Source organism: Collinsella aerofaciens, from assembly GCF_028209885.1.
Taxonomy (GTDB): domain Bacteria; phylum Actinomycetota; class Coriobacteriia; order Coriobacteriales; family Coriobacteriaceae; genus Collinsella; species Collinsella aerofaciens_BA.
The window spans coordinates 1-15,562 of sequence record NZ_JAQLEM010000038.1 but is presented as its reverse complement, the minus strand read 5'-3'; the positions used below and the strand labels follow the sequence as shown (position 1 = coordinate 15,562).

The window sequence follows — 15,562 nt, the reverse complement described above, 5'->3', positions numbered from 1 at the left end:
TAAACATGAACTATGGCCATTTACGATCTTGCTTTTCCCTCCTACGGGAAAAGAAAACAGGCAAAGCTGAGTTCCGTTTCGCGCGAAACAGTTTTGCATCCGAGAAAAACTCGGCGCACCTTTCCAAATCTTGTTTCGGAGGCCACTCCGAAACTGAAGGGATGAAAATGAGACGAAGCGAGAAAGTCGAAGCGACGTTGACCGCTGAAGAAAAGGAAATTCTTCAGCGCCTCTGTGACGAAGCCGGTTGCACAGAAGCTGAACTAATCCGCTCCGTTTTGATTAGCCGTTCGATTTCTCTCGACGGTCTTGAGACTGGCAAGAAAACCGAACGCGTAAAAAATAAAACGCTGCAGAAACAGGGGCGCAAACACGCGCCGGAAAAAACTGACGAGCGCGGTGAAGCCATCGCCGAGAAACGTGACGTTTCGTTTCATGTGATGCTTACCGCTCCAGAAAAAAAGGCGATCGAACAGCGCGCGGAAGTGCTTGGCATCTCTGTAAGCGAGTTGGTTCGCCGCGCCACGATTTACGGAAAGATTGAATCATTCAATTTCAATGTCGCGGAAGTTGAAAAACTTCATCACGAGTTATTGAAGGAGGGAACAAATTTAAATCAGCTGATGTACTTCGTAAACACCCAAGGCCTTCCTGCATATAACGAGAAAGCTGTTTTCCGAACGCTTGAAAAGGTTTATCAAAATGCTCGAAAGGTCGATCGGTTCATCGATGAACTTGAAAAGCGTTATCACGTCGACTATGTTCCCCACGACTATCTGGCAGATGAACCAGACAACAGAAATCTTTAAGTCGGAACGCGGCTGGACCAGTTTTGCAATTGAGTGCAATTACTCGTTTAGCTATAACTATTGAGTAAAATCGAAAAGAGACGGCAGAAGAGATTGACAGTCATTAAACAGAAAGCAGTCAGCTCGTACCCCGCTTCGCTAGCTTGGCCCTGCCCGAGTTTTCGGGGAGGTGGTCGCTATGTCCGAGCTCCGTCTTATGATCGTCGCTCTTCTTCTGGTGACCATTCTGGCCATTTTGGGCTAGGGTAAAACCCGGCCTTTAAAGAACAAAGCCGTCCCAGGCAGGACGGCTTTGTTTCCTTGATTATCAACTTCATCCGGACACTTCCCGCATTCATCCGTGTGTGTACGGATGAATGCGGGGTTCGATACCCCGGCGGCCTGATCGGCAGGTCGACGGGAACTCTCACTCCTCGATAAAAGCCGGCGCTCGGTTAGTTCTGCGCATCTTGAAATCGTCAGTTTCGTGGGAGACGTAGAGGATGCCGTCCATCCCATCTCGCGATGCATATGAAAGGTGAACAGAACCGCAATCCGCTCCATCATTGTCGAGAAGATCGAACGAATTCGGATCGCTCGTTGCGGCCAAACGACCACTCAGACAAGAGCCATCGTCATTGCAGATTTGCCATTCCATGTCTTCGCCTGCAAGAATCGCCATAGACGTCCTGGTCGCGCCGTCGTTGACATACATCCCGTCTATGCCAAAACCGTTTTCAGCGCCATCAATAAACGATTGCTCGGCCCTATACTTCGCGAATGATGCGCATAGTGCCATTGCAAGACCGATTACAAGGCCAACAATCGCTATCTTTGCATAGCTCTTGCCTATCATGTCATCCTACTTTTCGCTTGCCTAAGGCAAGACGGAAGAAGTCATTCGTCGCTGCTTTTTTGTACACCTTCTTGACGCCATTGACGGTCTCATAAACAACAAACGGTTGGACCTTGTGTTCAACGTTCGCCGTTACTTTCCAAAAGCCAGCGCCGCCGATATCAATGGAAAACCCAGTCGCCATCGCCTCGCGCTTTGCCAGCGGTATCGATACGCCTATGCTTCCGACACCATTCGGGAGCGGCACCGATACACTCACCGAACCGCCGCCATACCGCTGGACGTTTACAGAACCGCTCCCGTCGATGTGAATGCCCCCCGGGGGCTGCCCAGCAACGTCGTGCCATCCGCTGGCTTTCGTTTGCACGCTCCCGTATACGGTGCTGTAGCTTGGGCGACCGCGTGTCGCATAGAGCTCAACATCATCAGATGACATCGCCTCTTCTATGATAAGGGCCGCTTCTTGCTCTGCACGTTGACGCACAATCGCCTCGACATCAGATTCACTCAGATCCGGGAATGCTAGGAATTCTACAGTTTCAGAATTGTAACCATCAGCAAATGCACCATGTGGGGTGATTAGTGACAGTCCGCCCAATGCGGCTGCCGTCAGGATTGACCTGCGAGTAATAAACAGGTCTTTCGTTGTACTCATCTTCGCCTCCAAACTTCTCACCGGGGTCCTTCTTGCCACTTTTTGCCCCGGCTCGGTTACTTCGGTTACTTGAGCGCTCCCATATATGCTTGTTACCCATGTATGTAATATTAATTTCGGACATATCGAAAATAATCAATGGTTGCGGGAGTTTCCGACCTCAGTGAAATGCCACCCTATACCCACGGAATCAGTCTGGCTCGACATGTGCCAATGGCCGCTAATGGCACATGGTCAGCAACGGTCTTAGCCCATCGGCCCCAACAGTGTCTCCTTCTGTCGCGCCGTGGGCCAGACGCACAGCGGTGGCGCCGTGTCGAGGCAGCTGGACGACCGCGTCGTCGATCGCGGCGATTATACTCGCGGCGACACGCCTCGCTAGTTTTGAACTGTCCTGCCCTAGCGCGCTGCAATTCAATCAGCTGTTACAGAATCCTGAAAGAAAGGGTCGAACCGAAGTGTCTGGCCGGACGCCAATTGTCCGGGAACTGCTTCTGGTTCGACCCTCTTTTACTTTCGCCCACTCGGCGGACTTCGGGTTTAATGCTTAGGGGCGGGGATTTACCAAAGTGAAATTTTAATGAAAAGAAACCCAGCAGCAATTGCCATGGTGAGGGCTCGAATTGGCCATATAGATCTAAAATAGTCACGATATACAAATGTCGAGAGACGTTGGGGATATAGATGAAAAGAACTAAGGGTTTTCTTTTGTTGGTAATGATGCTGCTCGGACTGTTCTGCCTGAGTGGCCCTTCTTGGGCCGAGGCTGCCTGTCCTGAAGGTGAGCCTCAGCAGTCTTATACGGGCAGCCTGCTGATAACTGCTAAGGAGGGCGATGCCGACTCTCAGTCTGGGGTAAATCCCCTTGCCACTTTTGAGGGGGACGGCGGAACGGTCAAGCTTGACCATATTGGTAGCGGGATTTTGAGGTGGCAAGTTCTTCCGGACAAAATTGCGAACGATCCCTTCTCTTTTGCTGGAACGATATATCTATACAAGGTTGTGAGCGGAAAACAAAAATACGTCGATTGCTATCCGACAAACGGGTCTGGAATTGCATTCACCGGCATTTCGGGGCAGATTGATACACATGTACGAAAGGGAACCTATGTGGTGCGTTGGGTTGGAGCTGCTGCAGGCCCGATATGGATTGCGGTCTTGCGCCCCGATGTCCAAATAGGTTTCTCTCTCTAGACGGGAAGTTGCTCATGGACGCCATATATGACGGAGATGACTGGGTCGATCATTATACTTGGCGCCTGGTCGGCTCGGATGACAATGGGGATGTGGTGTTTGATGGACTATGTCCAAAGCATCTCCATCCTTTTGTCTCGTCGTTAATTGAGAGTTCCGCTCGTGTTGCCCCCTACAGCTCGGCATCGCTTCATGATACGGACGTTTTGAAAACCATAAGGGAGTCAATTGACGAGGGCACGATGAGCGGCCCGCTGTTTTCTCGGCTTGTGGGGCTAGATGAGATTGGCTCGAAACGACTGCTTGCGGGCGAAAAGGTGGAACTCACTTATCGGTCGATGATTTCAATCCTGCGGCTAGCCGATGTTCTTCGCAAATAAATGAGGCTTATAGGACAAAATGTGTGTCTACTTTAGGGGCATCGGCGTAGGTCGATGCCCCTTTTTCAGCCGTTTAAATTCCGTGCCCGCTTTTAACCGCTCGGACAGAATGTGTGTCCGGTTGCCTATCGTTCCCGCAGGTGGATAACCTTTTCCGGAACCGTTAAACACCCTTTCGGAAGAGGTGCCCATGAAGGCCGTTTATTGCCCCTACTGCGGCGGTCAGCTTGGCGCCGCAAACGGCTACTCACCCTTCATGGCCATACGCATGGCGTCGGCCATTGAGTAGCGGGTACCGTCATCTTCCATCAGCGCTTCGTTGAATGCCTCGATGTCCACCATGTCCTCGACTTTCTCAAGCGCAGCCCTTCTCACGAACTCGGAAAAGGACATATTTGAGGTGCCCGTATGAGCCTGGATCAAAGCCATTTCGCTCTCATCGAATACGACCGCAATTTCGCATATCGCCATGACTACTCCAATCAATGCCGAAACCAGGTTTTACTGGTACACATCTTATTGTTCAGATTAAACAGTCTCAAAAGGTAGCCTGCCTCAATTCGGAGACGGCATCTGGTCGCTGAAGAGGTTCATTTCCTTCGCCAAGGAAAAGGCAATCGCCTAGATCGGAGTTTCAAATGACCAACGATGATGGCCACCTCCTGCTGGATGCGATCGAGATCGAGCGGCAGCGCAACCGGATGATGCGTCAGACGATGGGATTTCGACATGCAGTTGTTGATGCGCACAACGGAGATCTTGTTGCCGTGATGCGCAGTCCCGATGATGCCTATGACTACTGCGACTATTTTGCCACGGTTCGTCGGGACGCCACTGTTCTCGATTTGTGGGCTGAGATTTAAAACATCTCTCCTGCTTCAATGCGTTTTTTGGGTTTATAGCTGTTCGCTTTTTCGGCTGTGTCGCAGTTCACTAGTTCATTCATTACGTTCTTCGTATCGTCTGTAAATCAGTTATGCCGCGGTTACACGGCTCTGTTGTTGCGTTTTGTCGTAATTCAGCAATGGCATAGCCGGAGCTCGCCCGCAAGTGTCATACGCTGCCGTATAAAACTGCGTTTCGGCCGTCCGCGTACTGCCAAGGCTCTGCCCTAGTACCCGGCGCCTGCGGCGGTTGTTCATATCTGAACTGCGACACAACCGAACAAAGCAATTACGACACTACGCAACTGTGTAATTACCGAACTACGTGATAACGACAAAACTGAAAAACGTAACCGTTGAATTGCAGAACAATGAGCTAACGCCGCGAGTGCCGGGTGCTAGGGCAGAGCCCTAGCGTGCGCCGCTTGCGGCGGTACGCTGCCGGGCATTTTGTACGGCAGCGTACGGCTCTTGCGGACAGATTTCAGGACCGAATAGTCCGATGTTCAATAGTTCTGTTATTACGTGGTTACATAGTGCGGCTATTCCGCTTTGTCGTTATTGCGTTATGTCGCATTGTCGATATTACGTAGTTCGGTTTTTCACTTTTTACGCCGTTAACTTATTCATTTGTTACATAGTGCCGCTATTCCGTGGCGTCACTTTTATGCCCACCGCGTGCGTATTCGACGGTGTGGGCGGCGTCTCCGAACACCTCGACTGCTGCCACCACGAATTGCGGTGTGGTGCGCCTCGGGATATAGAAAGTTTTGTTGCCGAACACGATTGCGATCCAGGCGTTACGGTAGATGAATTGATATGCCGCCTCTCTTGAGCGCTTACCGCAGTATTCCTCTGCAATCTCGTCGATCTGCCAGAGATGGCCGAAGCCGACGATATATTCGGCGATGTACGCGCTCGTCTTGATTCGCACGCGCCGCGGGCGGCGGTACGGAGCATAGCTGCTTTTCCCGGGGTCCGCTTTAACGGGCACGGAATAGACCTCGGCTCGAGCCTTTTCAGCGACCACGCGCCGTGCATCATCGAGGCTATAACGCTTGCACAGGCGCTCGCCGTCGTCGGTCGAGCATTTCACGGTAATTGACTTGATATGCGGTGCCAGATACTTGTACGTCCATGCTCGCGACGCGCCGAACTCCCACCGCAGATCTTCAATGCTCAAGAACTCATCCATCTTCTGACCTCGATTTTCTGCCGATAAACGAGAAATCCCGCAAGAGACGCATACTTGTACCCCCATCGTAAATGTGGGTACAAATCTGCCGCCGACCCGGGCGGTTCGGCGCTTGCCAGGGCTCCGCCCTTGGACCGGGGAAGGACGCTCGCGCGCCTCATTATTACAATAACGGACAGGAACGAAATAGCGCCAAATTTCAAATTATTACGATAAAAGATACGGGTGCGGCGGCGTGTGCGATGGTGTCTGCGAGAGATTATTACGATAACGGACATGGCGGATTTATCGACCCAGCACCGGGTCTTCCCCTCGAAGATGCGACCGCCGTGGCGTCACCATCCAAAATCGCGACATTGGGATGGTGCAAACTGACCCTTAAGAGTCAGTTTGCACGCCAGCTTCGTTCAACGTCAGACATTGGGAATGTCAGACATTGAACCTGCGGCAAAGCCGCAGCTGGGGCCGCATGCGGCCTGAACTCGCTCGCGAAGCTCGCTTGATCGTGCGCGACTGTCTGACAGTGCTGTCAGACATTGTCGGACAATTCAAATGTCCGACAATGTGCACGGGATCGCACTCGCAAAGCTCGATGAGCGGTCGATAGGCGCTTTGGAATCGGCGTAAACGGCGGGTGCCAGAAAAACGACCTCACGGAATCGCGCCCATGGTCGATAGAATCGACCGCCCGGGCACGTACTCCCGGGCGGTCGATTCATATGCTTATTCGAGATTCTGTTTGGTTTTGGGGCGACGGCCCGTCTCTATGAGGCGAATTAGCCGTACAGCTTGAGTTCCTGCGGCTCCATATGGTCACTCCCGAGAACGACATCCCTGATGTAGTCCTGCGGCAGCAGCTCGACAGGCAAAATTGTCGCCAGGAAGTCGTCGAACCGCGCCCGAGGCGTCGGGTCGGGCGCATGCATGACCTTGGTCGCGCCGTCGGGCAGGGTGATGGTGAGCCGCACCGCTCCGTTGCGCCGATACGCCCTCGACCATTCCTCGTCCGTGTCCCCGTAGCCTTTGCGGTCCGCGGTCGTCCTCCAAACGGTCCCCAGCTCGTCGAATGACCGCGGGTGCTCGCCGAGGTCGACCCAATGCAGTTCTGACCTCTTGCGCCTCGCCGCGTTATAGGCCGGCTTCCATTCGTCCGGCAGGTAGACCATCTCGAAGACCTCGCGGGACATCTCGCGGAAATGGACTTCATCCGCGCGCGGCCTGCTCGGGTCCATCGCTATCTTCCCCGCCTCGGCCTTCGCCGCGTCGAGCCAGTCAAGCGCCTCCCGGTTGCCGGCCAGTATGTCAGCGGCGCCGACGACGCGGGTGCGTCGCTCGACTGTGCCGCTCACCGCCATGTCTCGGAGTTCGTTGCGGGACCAGATGAAGCCTCCGCCCGGTCCGAGTCCGACCTTGTCGGACCAGTCGCCTGAGACGAAGATGTGCCTGATGTGTCGGCAATGGGCCAGCACGAACGGCCTCGTGCATTGCAGGGCCCGGCACACCTGCTTGGTGGTTACGTCGAACTCCTGCTCGACGGCGTCGCTCAGCTCGTCGATGCCCTCCGGCAGCGTGATCAGCCCCGGGTCGTTCTCATTTGCCCTCGGCTCGCACCTGCCCATGGCAATCGCCTCCTAATTATGTTAGTGATTTCGCTAACACTATTATACCCGTTTGCGGCAGGTCCGTCGGCAAGGGAATCGCGAAAGGGGCCCACCATTGAATAAAGCAGACGTCTTGCCCCGGCGTCCTGTTTAATCGCGCTTATGTTAGTTATATAGCTAACATAAGCGCGATGTAGCCCATTTCGCGCCCACGAAAAGGCATGCCGTGAGGCTATGCCGACCTGAGGATTCTCTCAGCCTTCTCGAGCGCAGCCGAGCGCAGGAACTCCGACTTCCGCATCCCGCACGCGGTGGCCGCCCTCTCGATGAGATCGGCGCCCGTTTTCGGGCACTTGAAAGACAGATTGGCGTTGGCCTCTCCCTCGGAGAGCCTTGGGCGGCCGACGCGGAGGTTTGCCAGGGCCCCCGTCCAAGAGCCGGATTCATATTCCGCGCACTCGCGCTCGATGTCCTCGTCCGTGATCACGGTTCCGTTTGCAAGCCTGAACTCCATCAGTAACCTCTCCTTCTCGCGCTCTCGATCTCCTTCAGTGTCTTCTTGCTCGGCGGCGTCATGGCGTGATAGATAAGCCATACGCCGTCAGCCAGGAGGACTCCGACCATCTCGATATACCGGCCACGTGGGTCGTAGCCCGTCCGCATCTCCTGTTCCCCGGGTACGCGAACGGCCGCGAAGCGGTAGTTCTCCCATGCCGCCTCGACATCTCCGACATCCAGCTCGGGATGTCGCTCGTGAACCCTTCGGTGTATCTGAACCATTTGCCTCCAATCGTACGATAATATTCTACTACTATTTGGTAGTAGAATATTCGACGCATCAACTTATATGGCCTATTCGCCAACCGTTCGTCCCAAAACGTATGCCTCTTGGCACTCGAAAATCGAACCCTCGATGCCGTGAACGTCGAGTGCCAAAACCCAGTGTCAAAACCTCCGCGTCAATTCCTATGGGAAAATCAAATACGAGGCAGGAGGCTGAAATGACACGTTACGGATATGCTCGCGTGAGCACGAAAGACCAGAGGTTGGACCGCCAGATCGAGGCTCTGGTGAACGCTGGCGTGGCCTATGGCCATATCTACAAGGACAAGGTCACGGGTGCCCAGGACGGCGACCGGACGCAGCAGAAGCGCCTGTTCAAGAAGATGCGGGCGGGCGACGAGGTGGTGGTCGAATCCTGGGAGCGCTTGACCAGATCGACCAGGCAGCTGCTCAACTATGACCTTATGTTTCGAAACCTCGGCGTGAAGCTCACGTCCCTGAAACAGCCCGTGGATCTAGATACCGCATTCGGGCGCTTCGTGCTTGGCACCCATGCTTGCACCGCGGAACTTGAGCGAGATCTGATCAGGCAACGCCAGGCCGAGGGTATCGCCGTCAAACGGAGCCACGGCGGCAACGTGGGTGGCAGGCCTCGCACTGCCGGCGTCAAAGCCGATGCCGCAGTAAGGCTCTATCTTGGAGGAGAGACTCCTATTCCCGATATTTGCGCTGCGACTGGCGTCTCCAAATCAACGCTGTACCGCATCCTTCGTGAACGCGGATTGGTGGGCGTCAGGAAATAAGTCCGTCTGTCGTTTCGCGATTTGCCTGATAGGCCTGAGTGCGGCGGCGTTACTATATAAGGGTGCGGTATTTCTCTAACCGAAAACCTGCGTGAACGCATGACTTGAGACGCCTTTTAGAACTCACCGATCGCAGGACGAACACAACTCAACAGCGGCCGCGTATTTGTTCCCAGCCGTACGGCGTGGCGGAGCCATGCCCGTTGTTGATTGGAGTGCCGCATCATGGCCGAAAACCAAGTCCAGTCCGAAAAGAAAATGACCAGTCTGAATGTCTCATCGGAGACCCGTGACGCCATAAAGGACATCAGCACGAGCCTTGGCCTCTCGCAGGCCGATACCGTCGCCCGCTTGGTCGACGGCTACCACCCTAACGCCACTCCCGGCGTGAAGGCTGCGCTCGACGCATCGGCCGTCCTCGATGAGGCGGTCGAGCGGGTCAAGCGCATCATCGTGGGCGCTGCCGAAGCCGCCGCGATGGAGGCTCGTGCTGCCCGCGAGGACGCCGACGCCGCCAAGAAAAGTGCAACGGAACAGATTCAGAGCATCAAATCTAATTGCGTCGAGCAGGTCGCCGCCATCAAAGAGAAATTCGAGCTGGATACTGCGAGCTTGGAGATTGAGAACGATGAGCTCCACGCCACCGTCGCCGATTACCTCTCGCGGCTCAAGAAGCTCGATTCCGAGAACAATCAGCTCTTGGCAGAATCAGCCGCAAAAGACGATCGAATTGAAAGCATGAGGGGCGCGGTCGACGCCGCGGCCAAGGCTCAGGCCGATCTCAACGTCTCCCTCCTCGCCCAGCGTGACCTGATGGCCGAGGTCGCCGCCCTCAAGGACCGCCTCGCCGCCTCCGAGCAGCGGGCGGCCGTGGCCGAGGCCAAGGTCGAGGTCATGACCCAGACGAGGGGCGAGTAGATATGTCCGACAAGCTAAGGCCGTCTCGCCGTGAGTTGATAACGGCAGGGCTAGTCGTCTTTTTGGTCACGGCACTCGTCTGGGCTGTCATTGATGGTGCCGGCGCAAATGCGCTCACCATCAGCGGTGTCATCACCCGTCAAAATGCCGTCTGAGCTTCGCTTGCAGCAGTTTCAGTGGTCATGCTCATTGGGGCTTGGCTGTTTGGCTGATGGCATTCAAAAACAATTAAGTTTGGAGTAGTCGATGGAGCATCTCTCTGTTAAAAAGGCAATCAACCTAGCTCGGAACTTTGGGGCTGCTGGTGTTCTGGCAGCCGCCCTAGTTATGACCTCTGGGTGCAGCCAGGCAGACGATCGTCAGACGGCAGTTCAGGTCGCTGATTCTGATAACGCGCAGGAAGACGGGGTTTACGGCAAGATGGAGTATTCAGTCACCGGCGTCGAGGTGCATGATTCCTTGGCTGGCGATGGCGGGAAGGTCGCCGTTGTTCGCTGGCACGCCATTAACAACCGATCGGCAGATTCATGCGCTGTTGGTAGCTACATCACGGCTTATCAAAATAAGCAGATGCTATCTCGCGGGTTTGCCGCCGATTTGCAGGAAGACCGCTTCTCTTCGCAAGGGCTTGCGCCGGGAGGCGAATGCGACGGTGTGTCGATTTTTGACCTCAACGACATGTCTCCCATCGAAGTGAAAGTCGACGGGATGGGCGCCGGGTCAAACTCCCTCGACCAGACCTTTGAATTGGAGTAGGCCGCAAAGCGTCTAATTTCTAGAAACCTTCTAGAGCATTTCTAGATGGTTTCTAGAGCCGGGCGCAGCATTTTCGATCGGCACGATGTCTCGGTAGATAAGGCGGTGCCTGTCGTCGCGCCATTCGTCGCCGTGGTAGTGGCCGAAGAACCAGGCGCGGTAGCCGAGCTGCCCGTCGAGCTCGGCAAGGAATCGTTGCAGCTGGTCGTCCAGATACTCGCGTTCGCGCTCCCGGCACAGCTTCTCTGCCAGGTCGGCAGGAGCCTCGTGAGTCACCACGTAGTCGACCTTCCAGCCCACGCGGTCGAGCGAGGTGCGGCATTGCCACATCTCTTCCTCGCTCGGCATCTCCTCGGGCCACCAGCTCCTCCCCTCCTTGCGATACTGCCTGTCGTTGCTCGCGGCACCGCCCATGGCAAGGACCGTGGTTCCCGCGATGTCGAACACCTCTCCGCGCATGAGGTGCAGCACGTGCGGTCGCACCTCATGGACGAGCCCGCCGTTCCACTCCAGCACCGGCAGCCCAGCCAGGGCATGGTGGTTCTCATGGTTGCCGTCTACGAAACACGTGGTCCACGGCTTCGACTCGAACCAGTCAAGCCAGTATTTCTCGGCGTTGGATCCATCCCAGACAAAGCCGAAGTCGCCGGCCACGATCACCACGTCATCGCGCGTCAGGGTCCGGCCCAGCGGCCAATTCTTGAAGGCAAACCGGCTGGACCCGTACTCGGCCCTGCCGTGCACGTCGCCCGTCACATAGATAGCCATCAGTACGCACCCCACGGCAGGAGTTTGTCCCCGAGCCTCACGATCCGGTCGTACAGCACGGTATGACGCTCGTCCGGGTTGCCGTCTCGGTGAAAATGGCCGTAATACCAATGTTTATAGTCCAGGCGGTCCTCGAGCTCGTCGAGGAATCCGGTCAGCCGGTCCACATCAGGGCGTTCCCAGCCTGGGTCCGGGTAGAGCGTCGGCGAGAGCATGCGCGTCGAGCAGGTATGGGTGATGACGCAGTCTACCTTCCAGGCGACCTCGTCGAGCCTTGCCCGTGCGGCATCGAAATCGCGCTCGTCCGGCAGCTCCTGCGGCCACCACGAGCTGTACGGGATGCGGTACGCCCTGTCGACGCTCGTCGCCCCGCCCATGGTGAAGACCGTCTTCCCGTCGAGCTCGAAGACCTCGCCGCGCGTCAGGCGCCGAATGGGCGAGGTGCCCGACAGGCGCTGCGTCAGCCCGCCGTGCCACGGCTCCATGGGGCGCTCCGCCCAGTGGTCGAAGCGCTCGTGGTTGCCGTCGACGAACAGTACCGTGTAGGGGCGCGACTCCAGCCAGGCGATGTCGGCGCATTCCTCGGCAGAGAAATCCCACGGAAAGCCAAAGTCGCCGGCGGCGATGAGATAGTCGTCGCTGGTAAGACTGTCGCCAAGCTCCCAGTCGCGGAGCTTTTGCATGTCGAGCCCACTGTGGATGTCGCCCGTCACATAGACCGTCATCGGACCACCTCTTCCCTCTTGTACGCCGCCAGCTCGCGCTCGACCTGCCTGTCGCCGGTCTCGTTGACCCACCAGGGCCATTTCACCCGGCCGCACGGCTCGCCGACTCCGGCGAACCACTCCCTCAGCCCGTCGAGGCTCACCGGGGAGTGCCCGTTGGCGTCGCAGCCCACGTCGTAGCGCAGGAGCCCCTGCTTGCGGTTGAACTCGTTGTACGCGCCGCCGCTGCTGTGGATGTGCCCGTGGAGGTGCCACGATCCATGGCTCATGCCCTGCCAGTCGGCCATGGGGTAATGGCACAGGACGATCTTCTGCCCGTCGATCTTGAGCACGCAGATCGGCGGTTCCACGGTGAACGCGCCCGCGACCGCCGGCTGGGTCCAGTCCTTGTCATGGTTTCCCGGAACGAGGTGGATGCGCCTGCAGGCGATCCGCTTACGCAGCCCGTATGCGTCCTGGGCGGTCATCTTGAATGAGAAATCCCCCAGGATGTAGAGCTCGTCATCCACGGCGACCCTGCCGTTGATGTTGTCGACGATGGCATCGTTCATCTGCCAAATCGTCTCCCACGGCCGGTCCGTGAACTTCAGGACGTTCTCGTGCCCGAAGTGCGTGTCGCTGGTGAACCAGATCATTCCATTGTCTCCTTGTCGCTAAATACCGTTCTCCTTTGCGCAATTGAGGAGACGTATTTTGAGCGACATGAGGCGTTCGAACCTCATGTTCTGTGCTCCAATCTGCCGGATTGTTCCAGCTAAAACTTTAAAACCTCGTGCGGGCAGAAAACCGTGTCCCGTTTGTGGGGTCATAGTATAGGCACTGTTAGAACTAATAGCCCAAATCCGTTGCCAACTGGCCACTATTGGCAACTATTAGGCCTTTTAGACAGCCGAACTGACTAATAGCCGCTATTTGTTGGGCCGTTTTGCAACCACGAGCGCTGCCGTGGATTCTTGATACGGCGCATCGACAACAGCAATGTCAAGCGGGTAGAATGGTGCCGACGGCAGCCCAAGTTGTAGTGAGCTGGGCAGAGCCGTTGCGTTAGAAAGTTAGGTCATCGTCTTAGCGACGGTGGCCTTTCTTTTTGGGCTTCGAGCCCTGCTTGAGTGCCTTGGAAAGGACGACAAGGGCCGTGAGGAGCGAGACCGTAGCGGTCAGGAGCTTCACGAGCTCAGTGAAATCGGTCATGGGCATCACCTCCCATCGGATGGAGGGCTCTGCCCGGCACGAGGGCTGCCGACAGCAAGGACGATTCTATCAGAGCGGCTGACTCCCGCCCGATTATTACCATCCCACCGCGCCTGTGCAAAAAAGAGGGCCGCCAAACAGCGACCCTCCAGCGAAAGTGCATGTTATTTAGGACAGTCAAATTCTTTGAAAGACAAATGGATGCTGTAGAATTACAAATAAGAGTCACCCGGAAGGAGCGATCGATGAAAAGCAAACGATTTGTCCTGAATGCACTTCTGGTAGTAGCAATATTGACGCTCTTCGTCTTTTCGTACTCATACATGAATCAGCCAAGATTTGGATATGCTTTATACGCTGTTTTTTCCGGCGAAACAACTTACAACACTATAGGCTTCATTGACGCAATCTTTTTCTATGTAGTCGGCCCCGTATCAAGCGAACTGGTCGCTTTTGTTGTCAGCTACAACCTGAATCAACGAAGCCAGACTCACTCAGCGACTTCGGCCAAACAAGGAATCAATCTCTTCGCAATAATGATAATTCTGCAAATTGCGACCGTGTTGATTATCGCCCTGACCGCAACAAACGTTTTGAAGTATGAGTTCGGATTCATCGCGAGCTGTCTCATGGCAATTGCCGCGGGTATAGCGGTTTCGTATACGACACCGGCAAAGAAGTAGATCAACTAACAGGGCCTATTTGGAATCCGAATCGTCCATGGAACCGTCGATGCCGGTTTTGGTGTCGTCATCCGTATTGGAATCGTCATCCTTGGGGCTTATAGGACACACATTTTGTCCTATAAGCCCCGATCAATTCATACTCCTCATCCTCGCCGAATTGCGAGTATGGCAGAATCGGCACTGGATGGCAGCGCGCTAGGCCGTGTCCGCGGAGTCACCCCCTGTTTTTATCGTAACAGCTGATTCTAGGGACGTTTCACTGTGCCCCTTCGACATCGACGGTAGTTTCGGCAACGAGCACCCAGTCAAGGAGTACTAGCCTTCCTCATGGCCATCGAATAAAGTAAAAGAGGGTCGAACCAAGCAGTTCCCGGACAATTGGCGTCCGGCCAGACACTTCGGTTCGACCCTTTTCGATTTTGCGGAGTAGTTATAGCTGAACGTCCTCAGATATATAAAATCATTCCTTCCATTTTCCGAAAGCCGTTTTATGAAATATCAGAAATAGCTAAACGAGTAATTGCACTCACTTCTGAATCTGATCCAATTGCGCTCCGACTTAAAGATTTCTGTTGTCAGGTTCATCTGCCAGATAATCATGTGGAACATAATCGACGTGATAACGCTTTTCAAGCTCCTCGATAAACCGGTCGACCTTTCGAGCGTTTTGGTAAACCTTTTCGAGTGTGCGGAAAACAGCTTTCTCGTTGTACGCGGGAAGCCCCTGGGCGTTCACAAAGCACATCAGCTGATTGAGGTTCGCTCCTTCCTTCAATAACTCATGATGGAGTTTTTCAACTTCAGCAATATCGAAGTTGAATGATTCAATCTTTCCGTAGATCGCACCGCGGCGAACCAACTCGCTTACAGAGATGCCAAGCACTGCCGCCCGCTGTTCGATCGCCTTTTTTTCTGGAGCGGTCAGCATCACATGAAACGAAACGTCACGTTTCTCGGCGTTCTCGGCGATGGCTTCACCGCACTCGCCAGATTTTTTTGAAGCGTGTTTGCGCTTGCAGTTGTGCAGCGCTTTATTTTTCTCGTGCTCGATTTTCTTTCCAGTCTCAAGACCGTCGAGAGAAATCGAACGGCTAATCAAAACGGAGCGGATTAGTTCAGCTTCCGTGCAACCGGCTTCGCCACAGAGGCGCTGAAGAATTTCCTTTTCTTCAGCGGTCAACGTCGCTTCGACTTTCTCGCTTCGTCTCATTTTTATCCCTTCAGCTTCGGAGTGGCCTCCGAAACAAGATTTGGAAAAGTCCGCTGAATTTTTCTCGAAGGCGAAACCGCTTCGCGCACAAAGCGGAACTCGGCTTTGCCTGTCTTCTTTTCCCGTGTGAGGGAAAAGCAAGATCGTAAATGGCCATAGTTCATGCTTG

General features: G+C 55.0%; 21 protein-coding genes. 9 read left to right on the top strand and 12 right to left on the bottom strand.

The genetic code is table 11. The features are described 5' to 3' along the window. Positions 1–809, top strand: an 809-nt coding sequence (locus tag PMX21_RS08845) for a plasmid mobilization protein (protein ID WP_271759167.1), incomplete at its 5' end; no start/stop codon positions are given. Positions 810–1,215: 406 nt separating this feature from the next. Here the strand turns inward: PMX21_RS08845 and PMX21_RS08840 are convergent. Further along, positions 1,216–1,644 (bottom strand): hypothetical protein, encoded by a 429-nt coding sequence (locus tag PMX21_RS08840; protein ID WP_271748943.1) that lies wholly within the window; start codon positions 1,642–1,644, stop codon positions 1,216–1,218. 1 nt (position 1,645) lies between these two features. After that, a complete protein-coding gene (locus PMX21_RS08835; RefSeq protein ID WP_155086619.1) occupies positions 1,646–2,299 on the bottom strand; it encodes a hypothetical protein in 654 nt (217 codons plus the stop codon). A gap of 684 nt (positions 2,300–2,983) precedes the next feature. Between PMX21_RS08835 and PMX21_RS08830 the strand changes: the two genes are divergently transcribed. Together PMX21_RS08830 and PMX21_RS08825 are read left to right on the top strand one after the other, a co-directional pair. Further along, on the top strand, positions 2,984–3,493 hold the full coding sequence (locus PMX21_RS08830; RefSeq protein WP_117736086.1) for a hypothetical protein: 510 nt from the start codon (positions 2,984–2,986) through the stop codon (positions 3,491–3,493). Positions 3,494–3,507: 14 nt separating this feature from the next. After that, complete coding sequence (locus PMX21_RS08825) at positions 3,508–3,873, top strand: hypothetical protein (protein ID WP_138374234.1); 366 nt, start codon at positions 3,508–3,510, stop codon at positions 3,871–3,873. 243 nt (positions 3,874–4,116) lie between these two features. Here PMX21_RS08825 and PMX21_RS08820 read toward each other — a convergent pair whose 3' ends face one another. Beyond that, positions 4,117–4,344, bottom strand: a complete 228-nt coding sequence (locus tag PMX21_RS08820; RefSeq protein ID WP_271748942.1) for a DUF6290 family protein — start codon at positions 4,342–4,344, stop codon at positions 4,117–4,119. 167 nt (positions 4,345–4,511) lie between these two features. On the opposite strand from PMX21_RS08820, the gene PMX21_RS08815 reads away from it, so the two are divergent. After that, the gene (locus PMX21_RS08815; protein WP_271748941.1) at positions 4,512–4,736 is read left to right on the top strand and encodes a hypothetical protein; all 225 of its coding nucleotides are present in this window, start codon (positions 4,512–4,514) and stop codon (positions 4,734–4,736) included. Positions 4,737–5,403: 667 nt separating this feature from the next. On the opposite strand, the gene PMX21_RS08810 is transcribed toward PMX21_RS08815, so the two are convergent. From PMX21_RS08810 to PMX21_RS08795, 4 genes are all read right to left on the bottom strand, one after another. After that, complete coding sequence (locus tag PMX21_RS08810; protein ID WP_271748940.1) at positions 5,404–5,952, bottom strand: hypothetical protein; 549 nt, start codon at positions 5,950–5,952, stop codon at positions 5,404–5,406. Between the two features lie 776 nt (positions 5,953–6,728). Next, entirely contained in the window at positions 6,729–7,571 is an 843-nt protein-coding gene (locus PMX21_RS08805; protein ID WP_271748939.1) for a hypothetical protein, read from the bottom strand. A gap of 214 nt (positions 7,572–7,785) precedes the next feature. Further along, on the bottom strand, positions 7,786–8,067 hold the full coding sequence (locus tag PMX21_RS08800; protein WP_055287576.1) for a type II toxin -antitoxin system TacA 1-like antitoxin: 282 nt from the start codon (positions 8,065–8,067) through the stop codon (positions 7,786–7,788). Next, the gene (locus tag PMX21_RS08795; RefSeq protein WP_271748938.1) at positions 8,067–8,333 is read right to left on the bottom strand and encodes a hypothetical protein; all 267 of its coding nucleotides are present in this window, start codon (positions 8,331–8,333) and stop codon (positions 8,067–8,069) included. The genes PMX21_RS08800 and PMX21_RS08795 overlap by 1 nt, the downstream gene beginning before the upstream one ends. A 221-nt stretch (positions 8,334–8,554) precedes the next feature. Here PMX21_RS08795 and PMX21_RS08790 point away from each other — a divergent pair, with 221 nt between their 5' ends. The 4 genes from PMX21_RS08790 (at position 8,555) to PMX21_RS08775 (ending at position 10,813) form a co-directional block, all read left to right on the top strand. Beyond that, the gene (locus PMX21_RS08790) at positions 8,555–9,139 is read left to right on the top strand and encodes a recombinase family protein (protein ID WP_055287572.1); all 585 of its coding nucleotides are present in this window, start codon (positions 8,555–8,557) and stop codon (positions 9,137–9,139) included. A gap of 225 nt (positions 9,140–9,364) precedes the next feature. After that, positions 9,365–10,057, top strand: coding sequence for a hypothetical protein (locus PMX21_RS08785; RefSeq protein ID WP_195362231.1), 693 nt, complete (start codon positions 9,365–9,367; stop codon positions 10,055–10,057). A 2-nt stretch (positions 10,058–10,059) separates the two neighbouring features. Beyond that, the gene (locus PMX21_RS08780) at positions 10,060–10,212 is read left to right on the top strand and encodes a hypothetical protein (RefSeq protein WP_271748937.1); all 153 of its coding nucleotides are present in this window, start codon (positions 10,060–10,062) and stop codon (positions 10,210–10,212) included. A 91-nt stretch (positions 10,213–10,303) separates the two neighbouring features. Beyond that, complete coding sequence (locus PMX21_RS08775) at positions 10,304–10,813, top strand: DUF5067 domain-containing protein (RefSeq protein WP_195362233.1); 510 nt, start codon at positions 10,304–10,306, stop codon at positions 10,811–10,813. A gap of 30 nt (positions 10,814–10,843) precedes the next feature. On the opposite strand, the gene PMX21_RS08770 is transcribed toward PMX21_RS08775, so the two are convergent. The 4 genes from PMX21_RS08770 to PMX21_RS08755 form a co-directional block, all read right to left on the bottom strand. After that, complete coding sequence (locus PMX21_RS08770; RefSeq protein WP_271759166.1) at positions 10,844–11,581, bottom strand: metallophosphoesterase family protein; 738 nt, start codon at positions 11,579–11,581, stop codon at positions 10,844–10,846. Continuing rightward, complete coding sequence (locus tag PMX21_RS08765; protein WP_271759165.1) at positions 11,581–12,378, bottom strand: metallophosphoesterase family protein; 798 nt, start codon at positions 12,376–12,378, stop codon at positions 11,581–11,583. The genes PMX21_RS08770 and PMX21_RS08765 overlap by 1 nt, the downstream gene beginning before the upstream one ends. After that, positions 12,303–12,941, bottom strand: coding sequence for a hypothetical protein (locus PMX21_RS08760; protein ID WP_195362236.1), 639 nt, complete (start codon positions 12,939–12,941; stop codon positions 12,303–12,305). The genes PMX21_RS08765 and PMX21_RS08760 overlap by 76 nt, the downstream gene beginning before the upstream one ends. Positions 12,942–13,371: 430 nt before the next feature. Then, on the bottom strand, positions 13,372–13,497 hold the full coding sequence (locus tag PMX21_RS08755) for a hypothetical protein (RefSeq protein ID WP_271748934.1): 126 nt from the start codon (positions 13,495–13,497) through the stop codon (positions 13,372–13,374). A gap of 245 nt (positions 13,498–13,742) precedes the next feature. Between PMX21_RS08755 and PMX21_RS08750 the strand changes: the two genes are divergently transcribed. Continuing rightward, on the top strand, positions 13,743–14,180 hold the full coding sequence (locus PMX21_RS08750) for a hypothetical protein (RefSeq protein ID WP_271748933.1): 438 nt from the start codon (positions 13,743–13,745) through the stop codon (positions 14,178–14,180). A gap of 562 nt (positions 14,181–14,742) precedes the next feature. Here the strand turns inward: PMX21_RS08750 and PMX21_RS08745 are convergent. After that, on the bottom strand, positions 14,743–15,562 hold an 820-nt coding region (locus PMX21_RS08745; protein ID WP_271759164.1), incomplete at its 5' end, for a plasmid mobilization protein.

Excerpts from the sequence above, each read along its gene's own strand:
- PMX21_RS08775 (WP_195362233.1), top strand. The coding sequence starts at position 10,304 with ATGGAGCATCTCTCTGTTAAAAAGGCAATCAACCTAGCTCGGAACTTT.
- PMX21_RS08830 (WP_117736086.1), top strand. The coding sequence starts at position 2,984 with ATGAAAAGAACTAAGGGTTTTCTTTTGTTGGTAATGATGCTGCTCGGA.
- PMX21_RS08755 (WP_271748934.1), bottom strand. The coding sequence starts at position 13,497 with ATGACCGATTTCACTGAGCTCGTGAAGCTCCTGACCGCTACGGTCTCG.
- PMX21_RS08750 (WP_271748933.1), top strand. The coding sequence starts at position 13,743 with ATGAAAAGCAAACGATTTGTCCTGAATGCACTTCTGGTAGTAGCAATA.
- PMX21_RS08780 (WP_271748937.1), top strand. The coding sequence starts at position 10,060 with ATGTCCGACAAGCTAAGGCCGTCTCGCCGTGAGTTGATAACGGCAGGG.
- PMX21_RS08820 (WP_271748942.1), bottom strand. The coding sequence starts at position 4,344 with ATGGCGATATGCGAAATTGCGGTCGTATTCGATGAGAGCGAAATGGCT.
- PMX21_RS08810 (WP_271748940.1), bottom strand. The coding sequence starts at position 5,952 with ATGGATGAGTTCTTGAGCATTGAAGATCTGCGGTGGGAGTTCGGCGCG.
- PMX21_RS08785 (WP_195362231.1), top strand. The coding sequence starts at position 9,365 with ATGGCCGAAAACCAAGTCCAGTCCGAAAAGAAAATGACCAGTCTGAAT.
- PMX21_RS08770 (WP_271759166.1), bottom strand. The coding sequence starts at position 11,581 with ATGGCTATCTATGTGACGGGCGACGTGCACGGCAGGGCCGAGTACGGG.
- PMX21_RS08760 (WP_195362236.1), bottom strand. The coding sequence starts at position 12,941 with ATGATCTGGTTCACCAGCGACACGCACTTCGGGCACGAGAACGTCCTG.
- PMX21_RS08795 (WP_271748938.1), bottom strand. The coding sequence starts at position 8,333 with ATGGTTCAGATACACCGAAGGGTTCACGAGCGACATCCCGAGCTGGAT.
- PMX21_RS08825 (WP_138374234.1), top strand. The coding sequence starts at position 3,508 with ATGGACGCCATATATGACGGAGATGACTGGGTCGATCATTATACTTGG.
- PMX21_RS08790 (WP_055287572.1), top strand. The coding sequence starts at position 8,555 with ATGACACGTTACGGATATGCTCGCGTGAGCACGAAAGACCAGAGGTTG.
- PMX21_RS08835 (WP_155086619.1), bottom strand. The coding sequence starts at position 2,299 with ATGAGTACAACGAAAGACCTGTTTATTACTCGCAGGTCAATCCTGACG.
- PMX21_RS08800 (WP_055287576.1), bottom strand. The coding sequence starts at position 8,067 with ATGGAGTTCAGGCTTGCAAACGGAACCGTGATCACGGACGAGGACATC.
- PMX21_RS08805 (WP_271748939.1), bottom strand. The coding sequence starts at position 7,571 with ATGGGCAGGTGCGAGCCGAGGGCAAATGAGAACGACCCGGGGCTGATC.
- PMX21_RS08840 (WP_271748943.1), bottom strand. The coding sequence starts at position 1,644 with ATGATAGGCAAGAGCTATGCAAAGATAGCGATTGTTGGCCTTGTAATC.
- PMX21_RS08815 (WP_271748941.1), top strand. The coding sequence starts at position 4,512 with ATGACCAACGATGATGGCCACCTCCTGCTGGATGCGATCGAGATCGAG.